This window comes from Sedimentibacter sp. B4, assembly GCF_000309315.1.
Classification (GTDB): Bacteria; Bacillota; Clostridia; order Tissierellales; family Sedimentibacteraceae; genus Sedimentibacter; species Sedimentibacter saalensis.
In genome coordinates this window covers 15581-35503 of record NZ_CANG01000903.1, presented here as the reverse complement: position 1 = coordinate 35503, position 19923 = coordinate 15581, and the positions used below count along the sequence as shown (strand labels likewise).

Sequence of the window (19923 nt, the reverse complement as noted above, 5' to 3'; positions counted from 1 at the left end):
GGCTATTCACAACCTCTTATTTTTGAAGTTGTAGGGGCGGACCTTGTGTCCGCCCGCAGAATGGCAGTCTGATGTGCTTACAGCACATTTTTATTTTTCCTTTCCAAACAATCCTGATATTGCTTTTAATGCAGTGAGTCCAAATCCTATATACATATTGATTCCAAAAACAAAGCCGCCAAAACCATATAACATTAAACGGCTGAAATATTTTTCTCCAAAGGAATTGAACATTTCATGAATTTTCTTTGGCTCCATTTTTTCAATTTCTTCTCTTGCTATCTGGTCAAACTGAACTGCCTTCAATATATCATCAAGGTTTTTCTTCAAACTCATAATACATGAATCAACAAAAATGTTCAAAATATAACTCTTTGATTTTTCATCAATGAAGTTAAAATTATTACTTGCAGCTTCGTCAAATAAAGAAAGCATGATGTTCCTTGATAATTCTTCGAATTCCTTGCTGTTTGCAATCCTTTCAATGAAGGTGCTTCCTGATTTTATGAATTCATCTCTGTCTGCAACATCAGAAATACTTAAGTCACCTAAACATACAGCGATTTCTTTGAATGCTTCTGCTGTAAACTTTTGCAGTTTTTTATCTTTTTCAAGAGCCTTAAATAAGCTTGATAACATCTTGCTTAAGTCTTCTTTGTTGAGCCCTTCAAATATTTCTCTCACAGAAATTTTAGAAATGCTGTTCAGCACTTCATTTATAAGATCAGAAATCTTATTATGAATTTCCTGACTGCTATTTTTAAGAGAAGGACCCAGTTCTTCAGTGAATGCACTTATTTCTTCGCCGTAAAGATCAAATATGCTCTCAATGTCATTTATGTAAAAAAATTTTAATAGCTCATCTATATCTTTAGCAGCTTCATTGCACATTAAATCCTTAACAATTTTTTGAATGTTGCTTTCAATTTTAGCTGAATTTCCTTCATCGAGGTATCTGTCAATCATACTGCTAAATTCTATCTTATCAAGTTTTGAACGCAGTACCTGTACCTTTGACTTATAAAATTTATCTTCTATTACTGCTCTGAAAATACTCTTCAGCTCTTCTTCCTTGCTATCAATGAAAAGAGGCAATTTTTCTGACATTACTTTTTTCATCAGTTCATCCACAACTGCATCGCCGCCCATGAATGAATACATTCCTCTTTCAATGAATCCGAGACTGTTTTTTATTTCAGCCTGCACCATGAGAGATATTTTGTCCTTGTTTTGTATAGAACTGTTTTTTACAGCTGAGGACAACTTCTTGAGAATACCAGGAAGATTTTTGTCTACATATTCTTTTAATTTACCGTCAAAAAGTTCTTCAAATTTCTTGTCGCTGTCAAAATATCGATTTATAATTTTTACTGCACCCTGAGAAATTTTTTCTCTGGAGGATTTTGAAGTAGCCAAGGATGAAATTTTTACAGAGGCAGTTTCTGTAAAATGTTCTGTTTTTTCCTTGCCAAGTATTTCAGTCAAGGACTTGCCGGTTAATGTATTGTATTTATCCTGTTGTTTCACAGCGAAATTTTTGATTTTAGTGCTGTCACTTACAAATTCCTCAAATGATGTGTAATATTTATCAACTGCACTTACAAGCACATTTTTAACCATGGGTGACGACACAAACTCAAGTGTGTTTTTGTCACTGTTTATCTTTTCAAAAGCCATACTGCTTAATTTATCGCTTGAAATTCCTTTTAATGCTTCGTCTGTGAAGTTTTCTGCCATATTGGAGTCAATAATTGCTGATAGTTTTGCTGTTCCTCCCTTGTCGTAAAGGGAAGCAGCAATTGTACTTGAATTTTCTGAAATTTTATTGTTGCCAAACTTCAATATGCCTTCAGTAATATTTTTTCTGTTATCAGACAATATTCTTCCTGCAGTTTCATAATTTTTATCTGCTGCACTGTTCAAGAAACTTTCCTTTATAACTGATTCGTATTCGTTGAAAAGGGAATTGATGCTTTCCTGACTTAACAAGCTTTTGTCAATAAAGTCTGCTGTGCTCTTTGCAAAAGCTTTCTGGTTTTTTAAAATAAATCCATGGGAAAAGTGTCTTAAAAGAGGGATTTTACTTAAAATCTTCACTTCCTTGTAAGGCTTGAAAAGCATGTTTATTGCAAGGACGTTTGTAATGAATCCCACGAACGCATATGTTGCCATGGTTACAGCACTTATGCTGCCCGAATCTGCAGGAGCATTTTGAAAAGCAGCCAAAATAAGACCGGCAGTAACTCCCAGAACTCCTCCGAAAAACATAATTGGTTTAAGCTCGCGCCCTATAAATTCATTTGCAAATTCAACAAGGTCATCATCACTAAGCTTGTTGAGGTTTGAAGAAACTATTCCTTTTATTGAACCCTTGAGAATTGTATCTGTGTTGTTAACCACATATTCACGAAGAGATCTTGAGCTGTTTAGCGAAAGATTTTCGATGGAGTTTAATCTGTCCAGGGCATCTGAAACATTCATATCCTTTAAATTTTCAGACAAAGATTTATAAGCAGCATAAATTTCACCGTCAACCTGCTCATATATTGATTTGCTCTTTAGGGACGACTTCATATTCCATGCGTTTTCAATTTTTATCTGGATTTCTTTCTTAATGTCTCCATCACTGTTCTTAACTAGATTTACAATCAATTTGTCAGTCTTATCTATAACTTTCTTTGCAGTCTGTTCTGTTGAAAGTTCGGATAATTTTAAGGATAATTTATCATTAACAGCTTGATGTGCACTTTTATTTGCCATTGATAAAATTGTATTTGAGCTTAGGATGCTCTTAAGGCTGATATGGCCGAATGCATAGTCAGGAGCCATGTCGCTGATTTTCAGATTTCCAGCTTTGTCTATTACTTCGTTAAATATTGCTTCAAAATTGTTGTTAATGTATGTTGTTGCTGCCTGAGAAAGACGTTCAGCTGTTATGTTGTTTTTTTCGGCTTCAAGCACGATTTCGGCAACAGTCATGCTGCTTAGAATTTCTATAGCCTTTGCGCTGAGCTTTTCTGATAATTTTTCAGGCTCAGCAATCTTTTCAACAAATGATATGATTTTATTGACTATGCTGTATTTCTGGCTGAGATTTCCAAAATATGAGTTTTTAATTGTAGACAGAAGCTTTCCCTTTAAGCCGTCTGATTCCTTAATAACTTCATCAATAGAATCTTCAAGAAGCTGATCTATAGATTTACTGTTTTCCTCAATCCATGCTACAATGCTGCTGGTCAGGTGAGGCAGATTTTCTTTGATATATTCCTTCAAATTACTTTCAAATGAAGAATCAAGTAGGTCAAAAATGCTTTTATCAAGTCTTTTTCCGTACTCAAAAATAGAACTTCCAAGCTTTGATACTAAGTTCTGGCCTTTTTCTGAATTTATGAAATCAAGAAACTTCTTTGAAATTTCTGCTTTTTTAAGGCTGTCTATGTTAAGTATAGTTTTTAATTCTCTTTGGTATAATACTTGCTTTGTGCTGTTCAGAGCACTGTTTAAGTTTATTAATTCGGATACATCATCTATATTAGAACTTGAACGGAATATATCCGGTAATTTTTCAAAAATATTTGTTAATATTGCTGATGAAAAATTTTCTGCTCCTAATAAAAGCTCATTTACATTGCAATCCTTGACTGTATCATACAGTTTTAGAAGGAACTTTTCTAAAATGTCTTTGCTTTCAAGAGTTTCAACAATAAAATCATAAAGAGAAGAAGATATTTTCTCAAGCTGTACATTGCTTAAAATGTCTCCTGGTTCTATGCTGTCAACAATCAAATCAGTTCCTGGAGGAACAATTTTTTCTATTAATGATGATACATAGTTATCCGTATTTGACATAGTGGAGCTGAATCCATCAATGTCTGAAAATTTGTCATTTCCTGCTGATTCATAAAGGCTATTTTTAAAGAAATCCTCTGTGAGAACATCAAATTTTTCCTTAAACTTGTCATCTGTAAGGATTTCATGGAGCTTTTCCTTGTTTATAATGTCATTTTCAACCATGGAGCTTAAGTTGTCTATAAACTCAGTCCTTGTTTTTTTGATCACTCCTCCTATTTTCAGCGGAGTATATTCCTTGAAAAGCATGTTAATTGCATAATCGTTTGTTATGTATCCCGATGCTCCGCCTAATACTGCCTGTGCTAAAAAATTTAATAAAATTTCATTCATAATTTTCCTCGAATTGTTAATAATAGTAGATTATATCACTCTTTTAAAAAAATGCAAATATTCATTAAATGTATCATTATTGTTTCATAAAACAGGCATTATAGTCCCAATATTAAAATTATATTGATTTATCATGTAAATTAATGTAAAATATAATAAATAAGCAGAATCTATTAGGAGGAATAAAGTAAATGAAAACGTATAGCACAGACAAAATTAGAAACGTTGCCTTAATTGGCCACAGTAACTGTGGCAAAACAACGCTGACGGAATCACTTTTATACTTTACCAATGTTACAAACCGCATGGGTAGAGTCGAAGACGGTAATACAGTTTCAGACTTCGATAAAGAAGAAAAAGACAGACAAGTTTCTATTGGCACTTCAATCATACCAATAGAGTATGACAATACTAAAATTAATTTTCTTGACACTCCTGGATATTTTGATTTCGTCGGCGAAGTATATGGAGCCCTAAGGGTTGCAAGCAGCGCTGTTTTAGTAGTAGATGCAAGCTCAGGTATCGAAGTAGGTACAGAGAAGGCATGGAAATATGCTGAACAAAGAAACATGCCAAGAATCATAGTGCTTAATAAAATGGACAAAGAAAACGTTAAATTCGACGAAGTACTTGATTCATTGAGAGAAACATTTGGAAAAAAAGTAGCTCCATTTACAATTCCTCTGGGTAAAGGTGAAAATCACGACGGATACATGGATATCCTGAACAGACAATGCTACATAGGACCAGAACCTGTTGATACACTTCCTGATACAGCTGAAAAGGCTGAAAGAGTAAGAGCTCTGTTGATGGAAAGCGTTGCCGAAACAGATGAAGAACTGCTTGATAAATTTTTCAACGGTGAAGAGTTTACAGACGAAGAAATACATACAGGCTTAAAGAAAGCTGTCCTTTCAGGAGAATTAGTTCCTGTAATACTGGGATCAGCCATAAAAGGTCTTGGAGCTAGACTGCTTTTAAGAACAATAATCGAGTATCTTCCAAGTGCTCAGGATCTTGCCGAAGTTAAAGGAATGAATGGTTCTAAAGAAGAAATAAGAAAAGTTGATACACAATCTCCGCTTTCAGCTTTAGTTTTCAAAACAATAGTAGACCCTTTTGTTGGTAAAATTTCGTTGTTCAAAGTTATGTCCGGTTCTATTAAAAAAGATATGGATATTTACAATGCGGATTCAGGCGAAACAGAGAGAATCGGAAATATTTTCTGTTTAAGAGGAAAAGATCAGGTTGAAGCTTCTGAAATAGCAGCAGGAGACATTGGTGCAACTTCTAAAATGCAATACTTCAAAACAGGAGACACTATTTCAACAAAAACAAATCCAATAGTATACGAAGGCATAGATTTCCCTAAACCATGCTATTTCATGGCAGTAAGTGCTAAGTCAAAAGATAATGACGAAAAAGTTGGTACAGGACTTCACAAGCTTAACGAAGAAGACCCAACCTTTATGATAGAAAGAAACGTTGAAACAAAAGAACAAATATTAGGAGGACAAGGAAACATTCAGCTAGAAGTTATTGCCAACAAGCTTAAAAACAACTTCAAGGCTGAAGTAAATCTTACTCCGCCTAAGGTTGCATACAGAGAAACAATAAGAGGAAAATCAGACGTTCAAGGAAAACACAAGAAACAATCAGGCGGAGCCGGACAATACGGCGATGTTCGTGTAAGATTTGAACCTTCACAGACAGAATTTGAATTTGTGGATGAAGTATTCGGAGGAGCAGTTCCAAGAAACTTTATACCTGCAGTAGAAAAGGGACTCCATGAATGCATGGACAAAGGTGTCCTGGCAGGCTGCAAGGTTGTAGGCGTAAAAGCAACATTGTATGACGGTTCATACCACGACGTTGACTCAAACGAAATGTCATTTAAACTGGCAGCTTCATTGGCGTTCAAAAAAGGTATGGCTGAAGCAAAACCTGTTCTTCTTGAACCAATCGCAAAGGTTGAAATCAGCATACCTGATGAATACTTAGGAGACATCATGGGCGACATGAACAAGAGAAGAGGAAAAATTCTCGGTATGGAACAACAGGATGACGGAACTCAGCACGTAATGGCAGAGGCTCCAATGGCAGAAATGTACACATATGCCATAGACCTGAAATCCATGACTCAGGCAAGAGGAAGCTTTGAGATGGAATTTTTAAGATACGACGAAATGCCGTTCAATATGGCCGAAAAAGTAATATCAGACTACAAGGCTAAGAACGAAAATTAGACTGTAGGTTTAAAATAAAGTGTGCCAATTTAAAATAAAGTGTGCCAATTTAAAATAAAGTGCGCCAATTTAAAATAAAGTTTGACTAAATTTAATCCTCTCGGCTATAATACCGAGAGGTGTTTTTTATGTCAAAAAGAAAAAGAAATTCTGATTATGAGAAAAAAATAAGTGAAGGCAGAGGAAGCGGTGAAGGTTTTAATTATAAACCTTGGATTGATATTCAAGATGTACCTTCTCTTGGAAGATCTGATCGTACTAAAAGTTTAAAAACAAGCAGAATGCATGGCTTTTTATCAGATTTAGAACGAAATTATTTTTACTATTTAGATTTTGCAGATAATGTAGAAGATATCAGAGAACAATTCCCCATTTTACCAATAGAAGAAACAATTTTGATTGCTGAAGAATTAGGTATAGATCATCCTGAAAACCCTAAAACAAAAGAGTTAGAAGCAATAACAACAGATTTTCTAATAACTATTAAAGACTTCCATGGTGGAACCAACTTGATTGCTAGAACTCTTAAATTTAAAGATGCTTTATTTAATAAAAGAGTTATTGAAAAATTTGAAATAGAAAGAATTTATTATGAGCGTCAAGGTATTGATTGGGGTATTGTTACTGAAAATGAAGTAAATAAGAATGTTTCAAAAATAATTGCTGATTTATATGGCTATCAAAATTTAAAAGAAATTGAAGGCTTTTTAGAGATAGATACAGAAATAATGCTAGATATGAAATATGATTTTATCAGTAATTTATTAAATTATAATGGATCTGTTAGAAAGTTATGTAACGAATTTGATAAAAAGATGCAAATGATAGATGGAAGCGGAATAGCCTTATTTAAACATTTATTAATAACTAAAGAATTAAAAATAAATATTGAGAATGGTTTGGATTTAAATTCTCATATTGATGTAAGTGTTAATCAATTTTCAAATATTAATAGAGGTATTTCTTAATGGTATATAGTAATGCTGTATATATAAACAAAAATAATAATAATGAAGTTATTAGAATTATAGAAGTCGATGTTGAAAACGATATATGTTTTTATTATCCTTTAAATTCAACACTTCCTAATTGTGAAAAATATAAATTAAGCAGCTTAGAAAACGAAATAAGTCTTGGATTATATATTAAAATTTCCGATCCGTTTTCAAAGGCCATTGACGAGGAATCCATTTCTTTAGAAAATATAAAAAAAAGAGATCTTAATTGGAGTATAATTCAAAATGCTTGGAGTAAATATAAATTTGATATAATAGAAAAAAATAGTAAAAGGAATATTTTTAAACTGATTGCTGAAGAAAATTTTATATCAGAACGTACAGCACGAAGGTTATTTAGCAGATTTTTTAGATATGGAATGACTAAGATGTCCATGCTTCCGAATTATAGAAATTGCGGTGGAAAGGGAAAGGATAGAGTATTAGGAGATGATAAAGTCGGTAGACCTAGCAAATATGGTGATAAAAATAATTCAGGAATAAATGTAACAGAAGATATCAAGAATATATTCCGAATTTGTATAGAAAAGTATTATTATAATGAAAAACAAGAAAGTTTAACGGAAGTTTATAACAAGATGCTACGTGAATTTTTCTCATATAAATATAAAGATAGTAATGGAAAATTAAATTATACTCTTTATGATAAAATACCTAAATATCCTCAATTCTACTATTGGAAGAGAAGATTTGAAGACACAACCAATGAAATTATTAGTCGACAAGGAATTAAGGAATATGATTTAAAAGATAGACCATTGCTTAATAATTCTACTATGGAAACTGTAGGACCAGGTACAAGATTTCAAGTGGATGCCACAATTGCAGATATTTATTTAATAAGTAAGTTTGATAGGGAGAGAATTATTGGTAGACCTATAGTCTATGCAATTATTGATGTTTTTTCTAGATTAGTTACAGGTATTTACGTTGGATTCGAAGGTCCATCATGGATAGGTGCAATGATGGCTTTAGATAATATGGTTACTGATAAAGTTGAATATTGTAAAAGGTTTGATATTGACATAGAAGAAAGTGAATGGCCTGCACACCACTTACCTCAAATAATTATTGCTGATAGAGGTGAATTTGAAGGCTATTCAGTGGAGAACTTAATTAATAATTTAGGAGTATCAATAGAAAATACCCCGCCATATAGAGGAGATTTAAAAGGCATTGTTGAAAGGCGTTTCAGAACTATAAACACTAAAATAAAACATAAAACTCCGGGTGCGATTATGAAAGAGTATAGGCAACGTGGAGATAGAGATTATAGGTTAGATGCTCAGTTGACATTAGATGAATTTACAAAAATCATTATTAAACTTGTACTTAGTCATAATAATACAATAATTCAAAAATACCCTATAGAAAAAGAAATGATAAGTGACGGAGTTGCTCCAATACCAACAAAATTGTGGTATTGGGGTATAAAGAACAAAAAAGGCGGTTTAAGAGTAATTGATGGCGAAATAATGAAATTAAATGTTATGCCTAAAGCTAAAGCGAGTGTATCTAGAAGTGGAATAAGGTTTAAAGGACTTTTTTATAGCAGCCAAAAAGCTGTAAAAGAACAATGGTTTGTTAAAAATAAAATACGAAGTATTAACATAGTATATGATCCACGAAATGTTAATTACATATATATTCCAGACAGTGATGGTAGAAGTTACGAAAAGTGCTTTTTATTGGACACGTGTATTCAATATAAAGATGCTATTCTTTATGAAGTAGTTTATTTTCAAGAGTTACATCAAGAATTGTTAAAGGAGAAAGAACAGGAAAATCTACAAAAACTAAGTAATTTAGATAAAGACATAGAAGATATTGTTAAGCAAGCTCAAAAGGAAGGAAAAAGTAATATCGCTCTAATGGATTTAAGTAATACGCAAAAAATTAAAAATATAAGAAACAATAGACATATAGAAAAAGAATTAAATAGAGAATTTGAAAAGTTTGAACTTGACAAAACTAAAGAAAAACATGTTGATAATGAAGCGGATGGTTCAAAAATAAATAATATAAGTAATATTGACAGTTTGTATGAAAAAATTAGACAAAAAGGATATGAAAAGTTTGACGGACATAAATAGTATACGAGTTTTAAAAGGAAGATTGGAAGAAGCAGAATATAAAGAACAAGAAATAAATGAGTACAGGAATAACCCTTTTATTGAGGCGCTACCAAGAATTTTTACTGATGATGATATAATTGATAAGTTTTATAATATTCCGGAATTTGAGGAAGATTATAAATACCAAGCAAAAAATGTAAGGTTTCATACCTTAAAAAGAATAAAAAATTATAGTCAGGTGTTTAGTATGCATCTTACTTTAGAAAGTAAGTTATCAACAATGATTCGAAGAGGGTATTTAGCCCGTAATCCTAAAGAAGTTGACTATTTAAAGAGATTAAATATTTTAAATGATATGAAAATCAACAAGTTTTCAACTATTGAAGACATTGATTATAAAATGAAATATTTGAGATCAACTGCAGATAGTCTAACTTTATTAGGGATATCTGGTATTGGAAAAACTACGGCTATAGAAAGATTGCTTTTAATGTACCCTCAAGTAATTAGGCACCATACCTATAAAAATGAACATTTCACTAGAACACAAATTGTTTGGTTGAAAATTGATTGCCCTTATGATGGAAGTTTATCGACTTTATGTAAAAGTTTTTTTAAATCTATTGATAATATTTTGGGAACAAAATATTTTGAAAGATTTGGCTATACAAGTAGAATAACATCTACTATGATGATATCTATGACGCAACTAGCAAGTATGTATGGTATTGGTATATTAGTTATTGATGAAATACAGCATTTAATTAATTCTAAAAATGATCCGGAAGAAATGTTGAATTTTTTTGTAACATTAAGCAATACAATGGGAATTCCTACGGTTTTAATAGGAACGCCAAGGGCTCAAGAGCTATTCAAAGGTAATTTCAGGCAAGCTAGAAGAGCATCAAGTGATGGCTTTATTTTGTGGGATAGGATGGTTAAGGAAAGTAAAGAATGGGATATTTTAATTAATATGCTGTGGGAAATGCAATGTTTGCAAGATTATGCTGAATTGACAGATGTTATGAAAGATGCATTTTATGATGAAACACAAGGTATAACTTCAGTAGCTGTTAATCTATTCATCTTAGCTCAAGAAAGAGCGCTGATGGAAGGAGAAGAAAAATTAACTGTTAAATTAATTAGGGATACATCAAAAAACGATTTGAAATTACTACAACCAATGTTGAATGCTATTAGAACTAATAATATAAAAAAGATTGCAAAATATGATGATATAACTATAAACTATGATATTGTATCTGATAATATTTTTAATAAATTAGATTTAACGAGTAAAATGGAAAAGTTATACGAAGAGAGAAAATGTGATCTAGAATATAAAAGAAAAAGTAGGACAGAATCAATAGTATTGGAATTGAAGAATTTAAAGATTTTTTCCAATTTAACTAACTATGATATTATTTCATTGGTAAGCAAGGAAATTGAAACACACCCCATAGATATTGGATATGATGAAATAAAGGGTATATGTATTGAAAAAGCTATCTATAAAAATAATCAAGTAAAAGTTAAAGAGACAAGAAAAAAGAATGCGTCGTCAAACAAAGAAGGCCTGCTTAAATTATATAAAAATGCAATTGATTCTAAACAACATCCCTATGAAATTTTATTAAAAAACGGTTATATAAAAAAACCATTGGATGAATTAATATGTTAAATTTTTTTACAGACCCATATCCAAATGAATTGCTGTTTTCTGCATTATCGCGTTACCACTTTTATAGCGGAAATAAAAGTTATAGTGATACAAATTATGATTTATATGGCATAAGTAGTTTAAATAATAATAATTATTATTTAGATACTCTAATAAGTAATTTAGGGGGCTCGTATAATAAAAATGAATTAATTTTAAATCATACGACTTCTCCATTTTATCGTCCGTTTTATGGATATAAAAATTTTGATTGGTGTTTTAACAGACAATTATTTTTTTGTCCTGAATGTGCAAAAAATGATATAGGAAAGTATGGTGAAGCCTATTTTCATAGAGAACATCAGCTTGATTTGCTTATTTGCTCAAAGCATAGAGTAGCATTAAAGCCATATGGCGATGGAGTAACATGGAATACTATTAATAATTATAATCAGTTTGATGTAAATAAAATAGATTTAAGCAATATTCAATTTTTTGATGATTCAAAATATGATAATGCGTGGCAGGTCGCAAAAATGACTTCTGAATTACTTTCTTGTAGAACAAATAAATATATAAATTGTGATGTTCTTGAAAACTATTATAAAAAGATTTTAATTGAAAAAAGACTCGCAACTCGTTGTGGAACAATATGTAGAGATAGCTTAAATGAGGAAATAATAAACTTTTATAGTGATGAAGGTTTAAATCTTTTAGATAAATTTTATAAAGAACATAAATATATAGGTTGGAATAGGAGAAGGCTTGATGATTCGTGCAGGCCTAATAATTTAATACAGCACTTAATTTTAATTAGTTTTTTAGGCAAAAGTATTAATAATTTAATAGAAGACATAAATAGAGATTATAAGCCATTTGGAGACGGTCCTTGGGCGTGTATCAACGGCATTTGTAGTTGTAGAGATAAATATGTGATTAAAGAGGTAAAAATAAAATCTACAGATGATGATTTAGATAATACTTATGGTATTTTTGAATGTAAACATTGTAGATTTAAATATTCACGTTATGTGAATGATAATAAAAATGTTCTATTACATATATGCAATAATGGACATAGATATTATATTAAAGAAGTTTTGAACTACGGCAAAAAAGATATTTCTGCTAGAAATTCAAATAAAAAGGCAAATAAAAAAACACTTGATAGTTATAAAAAAAAGATTGTTGAAATAATGAAATCCAATCCTAATATTAGTAGAACCGAAATAGCACGAGAATATTCAAACATATATGAATCATTATTGAAATATGATCGGGATTGGTGGGAAAATAATGCTCCTTCATCAAAGAATAAAAATATTATAAAATTAACAGGGACAAGCTATTATGTAAATGCCCCTTTAATAACTGGAAAAAAGTTAAATAGCAAATAATATCTAAGTAAATGTTAACAATGTCTAATGAAGTTCTTGCAATAAAAAGGAATGGGCTATGTTAACATTTTTTACAGATCCATACATTAATGAATTGTTATATTCAACATTTGCACGGTATCATCATTATGCAGGTAATATAGATTTGTTGGATACTTTAGAAGAGTTGTTTGGTAAAAGAACAGTAATACCTAATTTATATTTGGGTAGCAATCTTGATTATTTGTGTAGTCAAATAGAAGGCAAATATAATGTTGAAGATTTAATTGAAAATCATACAATTTTTCCTTATTATAATCCATTTTTACCAATGGAAAGAAAAATCAGTCTACTTAATAATATGAAATATGGGAATTGCGAAGGTATTTATACCTCATTAGGGTTCGCAGCAGGGGGAATCTGCAGAAAAAAAGGAATTCAATATTGTTGCAAATGTGTTGAGTCTGATATAAAAAAGTATGGAGAACCTTACATACATAGAGAGCATCAATTAGAAGGTATTTTAGTATGTCCTCATCATAAGACAATATTATCAACTTATAAAAAGAATAGTAAAAATACAAGTAGAATTGAGTATATAAGACTAGAGGAAAAGGAGTTAGATTTCAAGAAAGATATAAACATAATTAATGATAATGGTATTGATTTTGAAAAGCTTATTAAAATATCGCAAATGGCTTATAAACTTCTTCAATGCTCTATCAATAATATTGATAGAAATGATGTTTTAAATACATATAAGAATTTATTATATGAAAATGGCTTTATGTCAATTGGTAATATAGTACATCAAAACGAATTATATTATGAATTCACAAGGTTTTATGATGAAGAGTTTTTAAAACTTCTTGAATGTGATATTGATTTTAATAATGACTATAATTGGTTAAAGGTAATATCAAGAAAGTCTAATAGGACATCCCACCCGCTTAGGCACTTATTACTAATTAATTTTTTAGTTGGCGATATAGATATTTTTTTAAGTCATGTAAATAAAAAATACAATCCTTTTGGGCAAGGCCCATGGCCTTGTTTAAATAAGGCTGCAGAGCATTACAGACAGGATGTAATAAGCGATATAATAATAACTAAAGATTCGAAAGCTCCAGTTCCAATGGGTACTTTTAAATGTAGCTGTGGATACATATACTCTAGAAAAGGTCCAGACAAAACTTCTGAGGATCGATATAAAATAGGTAAAACTAAGGAGTTCGGACATATATGGACAGATAAGTTTATTGAGTTCCTAAAAGAAGGTACTTATAGTTCCAGGCAATTAGCTAATATTATGGGATGTGATCCTAATACCATTAGAAAAAAAGCAAGTGAATTAAATATGAACTATTTTGGGTCAAATAAAATTGAAAATAATCAAGTTAATAGCGATGAACAAGAACAAAAAAACGGCTTTAAATTAGAAAAATTCAAGGATAAAGTAATAGAAGTCATTGAATCGAATAAAGGCGCCGGAAAACTAAAAATAAAAGCATTAGTGCCAAATGAAATTAGATATATCTGTAAATATGATAAGGATTGGATGGATAGAGTGTTTGTATTACCAAAATGCATTGAAAATAGCAAATGTGTTAAGATAAATTGGAATGAAAGAGATAGAATTTATTTAAACTTAGTGGAAGAAAAATGCAAAGAAATATATAATAGAATTCCATATCAAAGGGTTACAAAATCTGCAATTGGTACAGAATTAGGTATTAGGAATATGTTATACAACCATGCCGAAAAACTACCTAACACAATACAATTTATTCATAGCAAACAAGAATCAGTTGAACAATTTAGAATTAGAAGATGTAATAATATTATTAAAGCTTTTATTAATGACGAAGTACCTATGCAATTATGGAAGATACAAAAATTAGCCGGGATTAACAAAATAGCATTCAATGAAATTAAAGATAAGTTAGTATATAAATTATAAGGATAAACTAACATTGGAAAGTAAAAATGCAGACATTAAAAATATCATTAGGATATTTTAATTAATATCTGCATTTTTTATTTGGAAGTTTAATGTTACATTGGGATTGAGAAGATTCCTGCCACCATAAATGAACATTGTCCTTATGTTTAGTTATGTTTTTGTTTATTAAAATTCCATGCAAATTGAGTAATATTTTGTTAAATAATGTATAAAATTAGTTGATTTTACCATATTAAGAGAGTAAACTAAAAGTATGATTTGAATACGGGGGGTGTTCAATTGCATCTAAAAACATATCGTATATGCCAAAAAAGTTTGGATCTTATTAAATACTATATACAAAACTTCTTTTCTAAAAAAAATATTTCCATAACTTAAAATGTTAATATAGAGATGTACTTTTATATTGAGATAATGAATAAGCCGCACTAAATTTAACACCTCAACAGAATAGATTGTGGTATTAAACATATAGTTGAGAAAATCAAAATTTTACAAATAATGTATGATGAAATTTAGAAGGTTGGTTATAGCAATAATGTGAAACTTGATATTGAAAAAAAGGTCTTAAATAAAAGTTAGAATCTTTATATTGGTATCCAAAAGAGAGGTGAGAAATGTGAATTGGACAAATTTTCAAACATATAACGACGCGCCTACTAAGGCTTTTGAGGTGTTATGCAATCAACTCTTTGAAAACTGGTGCAAGGAGGAATATCCTTCAAATATTGCCTCCTTTAGCATTGTAAATGGTGCAGGTGGTGACGGAGGAGTAGAATCGTTGGCTGTATTAACCAATGGAGAAATTATAGGATTACAGGTGAAATGGTTTCCTTCAAGCATTTCTGAAAGTCAGATGAACCAGATTAAGAACTCTGTCAAGACAGCGATGAAAGTTCGCTCTCAGATTGTTCGTTACATTGTTTGCATCCCTAGAGATCTCGCTTCGGTGACGGGTAAAGGTGAGAATTCAGAAGACAAACGATGGAACGAAATGAAGGTAGCTATGTCGATGGAGTTTCCTACTCTATCTATTGATTTATGGAACGAAACGCGGCTTGTCTCAGAACTTCAAAAAGAGTCATCTACAGGAATATATAAGTTTTGGTTTAAAAATGCTGAGGTTTCTGAGGAAAATGCAAGATTCTCGTTTAACAAAAGCAAAGAAAGCTGGTTGTCAACGAAATATGTGCCTGAATTAAATACATATGGTGAAATTGATAATTGCATTTCCGAATTTTTAGGGCATCAAAAGCGACGGAATGCTATCAGACTGACATTTGAGAGTCTCAGCACGCTCTGTGACGATTATTCTTATGCGTCAGACGAGTTGATCTCTGTATGTGGAGATAATGATCCACAATTATCAACTGCATTAACCGCTACAAAGGATCGTTTAACCGCAATGAAGTATGAAGTAGATAAGGAGTTGGCGTGGTTAAATAATGAAACAATATTCGGTGTTTCCATAGATGAATCTGCTTTTGGTATTGACATAGATACGCTTGCTGAACAGTTAAAAGAAAGTAAAGAAGAGTATCATCACCATTTTCACTTCTATGAAGTATCAAAAGTACTACGAAAATTAGAGAAAGTTGATACAAGAAATGTACTGAGAATTATTAAGCGTGGGAACGACAGAAAAAGTCTGCTATTTTTAGGGGAGCCTGGGACTGGAAAAACCCATGGAGTTGCTGCAGAAACCGAAAAACTATTTTATGATGGAAATCATATTCCTATACTAATTCAGGCACGCGACATTCCTGCAGATTATACATGGAAAAATATAATTATTTCAGGTCTTGGATTGTCAAATGACTGGAGCGAAGATGAGATTTGGCAAGCATTATCTTCTCTGTCAAACAGAAAGCGATTTCAAGCTATAAATTCAGAAGAACAGATGCACATCTTACCGAAGGCCATAATCATTGTTGACGGCATTGATGAATCCTCGCTTCACCAGAAGTGGATCGAACGAATTCAAGAAACAAGTGTAATTGTTCAAAAATACCCTCAAATTCGATTTTGCTTTACATCCAGACCCTATGTGGTCGAGCCAGATGTTAAGTACGCAAATGTGATAAACATTGGCGCTAGCGGCGATGCTCCGACTTATAAACTTTTTTCAAGATATACTCAAGCTTACAATATCAATGTTACAAATGCTGGTTGGGTAAAATATGCATTAACAACTCCACTATCATTAAAGTTATTTTGTGACATGAATATGGGAAAAACCATAGAGTACCATGATCGAGCAGATGTTTCTATAACAACGCTTCTTAAAGAAAAAATTAATATCCTAGAAAAAGAATTCTGTACAAAAATCAATGCTGCCTCAACAAGTAATCAGTATATCCTAAAAGCAATCAGACTGATTGCTGAGGCATTTTATAAACAACCTCGTCTTGAAAAAAATGCACTTATTGAAACTGCCTTAAAGGGGTTGTCTTTAGAAAGAGCGCATGCAGAGATGATGATGCAATATTTGGCGGACTATGGCATATTAAGGCTGTTTTGTGAACATGGTTCTGGGTACCTTTCACCGGATGCTTATTTCTATTACCCCGGAATTCAAGGGTATTTTGACTACGCATCTGCCCTAATTCTTTTGGACGAGTATAAGTATCCACAGGATATTGATTTTGACAAGTGCAAATATCTTCAGAAAAACACGCTGTATACGTTGACTATTATAGCCATTCAAAGTTTCGACTACCTTATAACATCTAATGCAACCATTGATAATGTAGCAAAACCGTGGTTTAAAGAAGAATTGCTATTTATCGCATTGCGTCATTCAAACCCAAGTAGAGCCGAAACGTATAAAGAAAGGCTTCTACAAATAATGTCGGATGGTGCAGAACCTCTTATGTCGATTACAAATAATGTTGTCTTGCCATTGGCAAGAGACTTACGACATCCTCTCGGAAGTGCGTTGCTTGATGAATTTTTATCTAGTTTTAAATACCCCGCCGATAGAGATATAATATGGTCGATACCGTGTTACCTGAAAGGCACACATACCGATAAATGGTATTACGCAAATGAGCTAGCACTTAATGACGATGAATATGTTTTATCCGATGACGATGTGGCTGGTGGCTGCCCAGTAATATACGCATGGGGGCTTTCTTCCGTTAACAACTCGCAGCGAAAATTTTATAGAGATTCTCTCATGAAATGGGCCCGGTTAGCCCCAGCTGAGTTTTATAAGTTATTTATCAAGTTTTCTTCTGTAAATGATCCTCAAATACGCAGTGATATTTTTTCAATCTTAATGTCTCTCTTATTCGAAGATGAAAACCAGAACCTCGTAAAAAAAGCCGCTGATTGGCTGCTCAAAAATATTTTAGCTCCAGATAAGATCCAAAAAAATTATGACATTTCGATAAGATATTATTCATGTGCTATAGTCCAAAAGGCAATTTTTCTGGGATTTATCGACGTAAACGCTGTAAAAGCTGTAAAAGCGTTTTTGCCTCCGTATAATCCTGTTGGCAATTTTATTCCGTTAGATAAAGGCGCATTGTCCGGAACACGTATGGGTGGCTATAGTGGTATTGACTACGATTTAGCTAGATATGTGCTAATTGACCACTTTACTTCGTGCTTTTCTAATTACGGCAGACGAGTAGAAAATCAGTATGAAAAGCTAATTAATCAAATTGCAAAAGAACAACCAGACTATAATGGAATTTCAACAGACCAGTTTATCATATCTGCTGCTTTTGCCTTTGTAACACAATGTGGATGGAATGAAAAAGAATTTCATTATTATGATAAAGAGAAAAAAGCCAGTGGCGTGGATTATGCAATTAGCGGCTCATATCATCCGGCTACACATGGATCTCAAAGTAAGGTTATGACAATCTGTGAAAAATATGTTTGGCAGGCAAGAAATGTAATTAGCGGGTTTCTATCAGATCGCCTTTTATATTGTGATGATTATGAAGTGGTTCGTGTTTCTGATTATGGGCTATTGGACGATTTTATCATACCAATGCAGGAACTCAATCAAATCGATCCAGATAATATACCAGAAGATCATCCTTGGCATATTCCTGAAAAAAAAGCTGTTATACTAGAAGGACAATACAGCACAAAGGAAGATGTAATCAATTCAATAATTGAATCACCAGATATTGAATGGGTTAAATGGCTATTTATAGATAATAATGCGCAAAGATACAGAGTAGAGAGCAATAACTTAGCAGCTCTAGGAGGATACTCATGCTTTTACGGCCCTGCAGGAGTTGAGACATGCCTCTTTATCAGTTCAATATTAATTGCTACTGACGATTTTGATAAATTTCTTGATATGTTAAGTGCCGATTCTAATTTGGCTTATAATATATCAAATCCTTCGGATTGGAGAGGTGGTGTTCAGGCATCCTGTTATATTACTCCTAAAGAAGTTTGTTGGTTTCCTTGGAAAAAACGATATAATAGTAGATTTGTTGATTATTTTCCTCAACTAAATATTCAATCTGCTATCGACAAGTGTTGCTATAATTTTCAGGAGTATGGCGATGTTTATTACGACTTGCCATCTTTCCATGTAAGGGATTTACTCCATATCAGTAATTCAGATGGCTACCTATTCTATGACAACGATAAAAAGGTAAAAGCTGAATACTGCATAACAGGCGAAAAATGGCGAACTTATCAAGATTACCTTCTGGCAGATAAAGAAGAATTACTTGCAAAGGCAGAAGAAAGCGGGAATAAACTTCTTTGGATAATGCGTGAATATCGTAGAGAAGATGGAAAGTCTAAAGAAAAGTTCGGTGAATTTTACGCCGAAAAAGACTGTTGTAGTATTGGTTTCTTGAAAAATGACAAGTTTATTACATTGCAGATTTCTTCGCATATAGATAGTAAAGTGAAAATCCGTTGACCATTATCTTTGAATTGCAAATGCCAATGGTGAAGTATTATGGAGTATTTAGAAAGATGTTTGCGGTACTTTTGAAATTGGTTGCCTGATTGGGAGATGGTTCAGGAAGTGTATCAAACAGTTCTGAATTCTTTTTCTGTTATAACCCCATTAGCATATTCTTACTTGGAAGAATTTATAAGATCTACAACATTGGAATATGGCATTGAGATACTAGATGATTCAGGTAATCTCAAAAGGTGCAAAGTAGGTATATGTCTAATTAGCCTTGCTATTTCAGAAAATAGTAACAATCTAGATTACTTTGCACTTCTTGAAAAGACAAAGGCTTATTTTTCGTCTTCGAGCCCTAGAGATAAGGGAGATAATCGTAATAAAGTTGTTCATGGCTATATGCATCCTAGATTTTGGGACAAAGAATCATTTGAGCGATTAATTCACGACATCGCCTCACTTTCAAAATATTCGAAGTCTTGAGATATGACAGTTACACATTATGTTTAAA

At 32.1% G+C, this 19923-nt stretch carries 8 protein-coding genes; 7 read left to right on the top strand and 1 reads right to left on the bottom strand.

The features are described 5' to 3' along the window. Nucleotides 1-90: 90 nt before the first annotated feature. On the bottom strand, nucleotides 91-4182 hold the full coding sequence (locus BN358_RS14000) for a DUF445 family protein (RefSeq protein WP_019229269.1): 4092 nt from the start codon (nucleotides 4180-4182) through the stop codon (nucleotides 91-93). 191 nt (nucleotides 4183-4373) lie between these two features. Here BN358_RS14000 and fusA point away from each other — a divergent pair, with 191 nt between their 5' ends. The 7 genes from fusA (at nucleotide 4374) to BN358_RS13965 (ending at nucleotide 19418) form a co-directional block, all read left to right on the top strand. Continuing rightward, nucleotides 4374-6428, top strand: a complete 2055-nt coding sequence (gene fusA, locus BN358_RS13995) for an elongation factor G (protein WP_019229268.1) — start codon at nucleotides 4374-4376, stop codon at nucleotides 6426-6428. Nucleotides 6429-6556: 128 nt separating this feature from the next. Next, nucleotides 6557-7396 carry a heteromeric transposase endonuclease subunit TnsA gene (locus BN358_RS13990; protein WP_019229267.1) on the top strand — a complete coding sequence of 280 codons (840 nt, stop codon included), beginning with the start codon at nucleotides 6557-6559 and terminating at the stop codon, nucleotides 7394-7396. Beyond that, nucleotides 7396-9537, top strand: a complete 2142-nt coding sequence (locus BN358_RS13985; protein WP_019229266.1) for a Mu transposase C-terminal domain-containing protein — start codon at nucleotides 7396-7398, stop codon at nucleotides 9535-9537. Before BN358_RS13990 ends, BN358_RS13985 begins: the two co-directional genes overlap by 1 nt. Continuing rightward, on the top strand, nucleotides 9488-11200 hold the full coding sequence (locus tag BN358_RS13980; protein ID WP_019229265.1) for an ATP-binding protein: 1713 nt from the start codon (nucleotides 9488-9490) through the stop codon (nucleotides 11198-11200). The genes BN358_RS13985 and BN358_RS13980 overlap by 50 nt, the downstream gene beginning before the upstream one ends. Beyond that, nucleotides 11194-12576 carry a TnsD family Tn7-like transposition protein gene (locus tag BN358_RS13975; protein WP_019229264.1) on the top strand — a complete coding sequence of 461 codons (1383 nt, stop codon included), beginning with the start codon at nucleotides 11194-11196 and terminating at the stop codon, nucleotides 12574-12576. Before BN358_RS13980 ends, BN358_RS13975 begins: the two co-directional genes overlap by 7 nt. 58 nt (nucleotides 12577-12634) lie before the next feature. After that, nucleotides 12635-14515, top strand: coding sequence for a TnsD family Tn7-like transposition protein (locus BN358_RS13970; protein WP_019229263.1), 1881 nt, complete (start codon nucleotides 12635-12637; stop codon nucleotides 14513-14515). Between the two features lie 622 nt (nucleotides 14516-15137). Beyond that, nucleotides 15138-19418: an ATP-binding protein gene (locus BN358_RS13965; RefSeq protein ID WP_019229262.1), complete on the top strand. Its 4281-nt coding sequence runs from the start codon at nucleotides 15138-15140 to the stop codon at nucleotides 19416-19418. Nucleotides 19419-19923 lie beyond the last annotated feature (505 nt).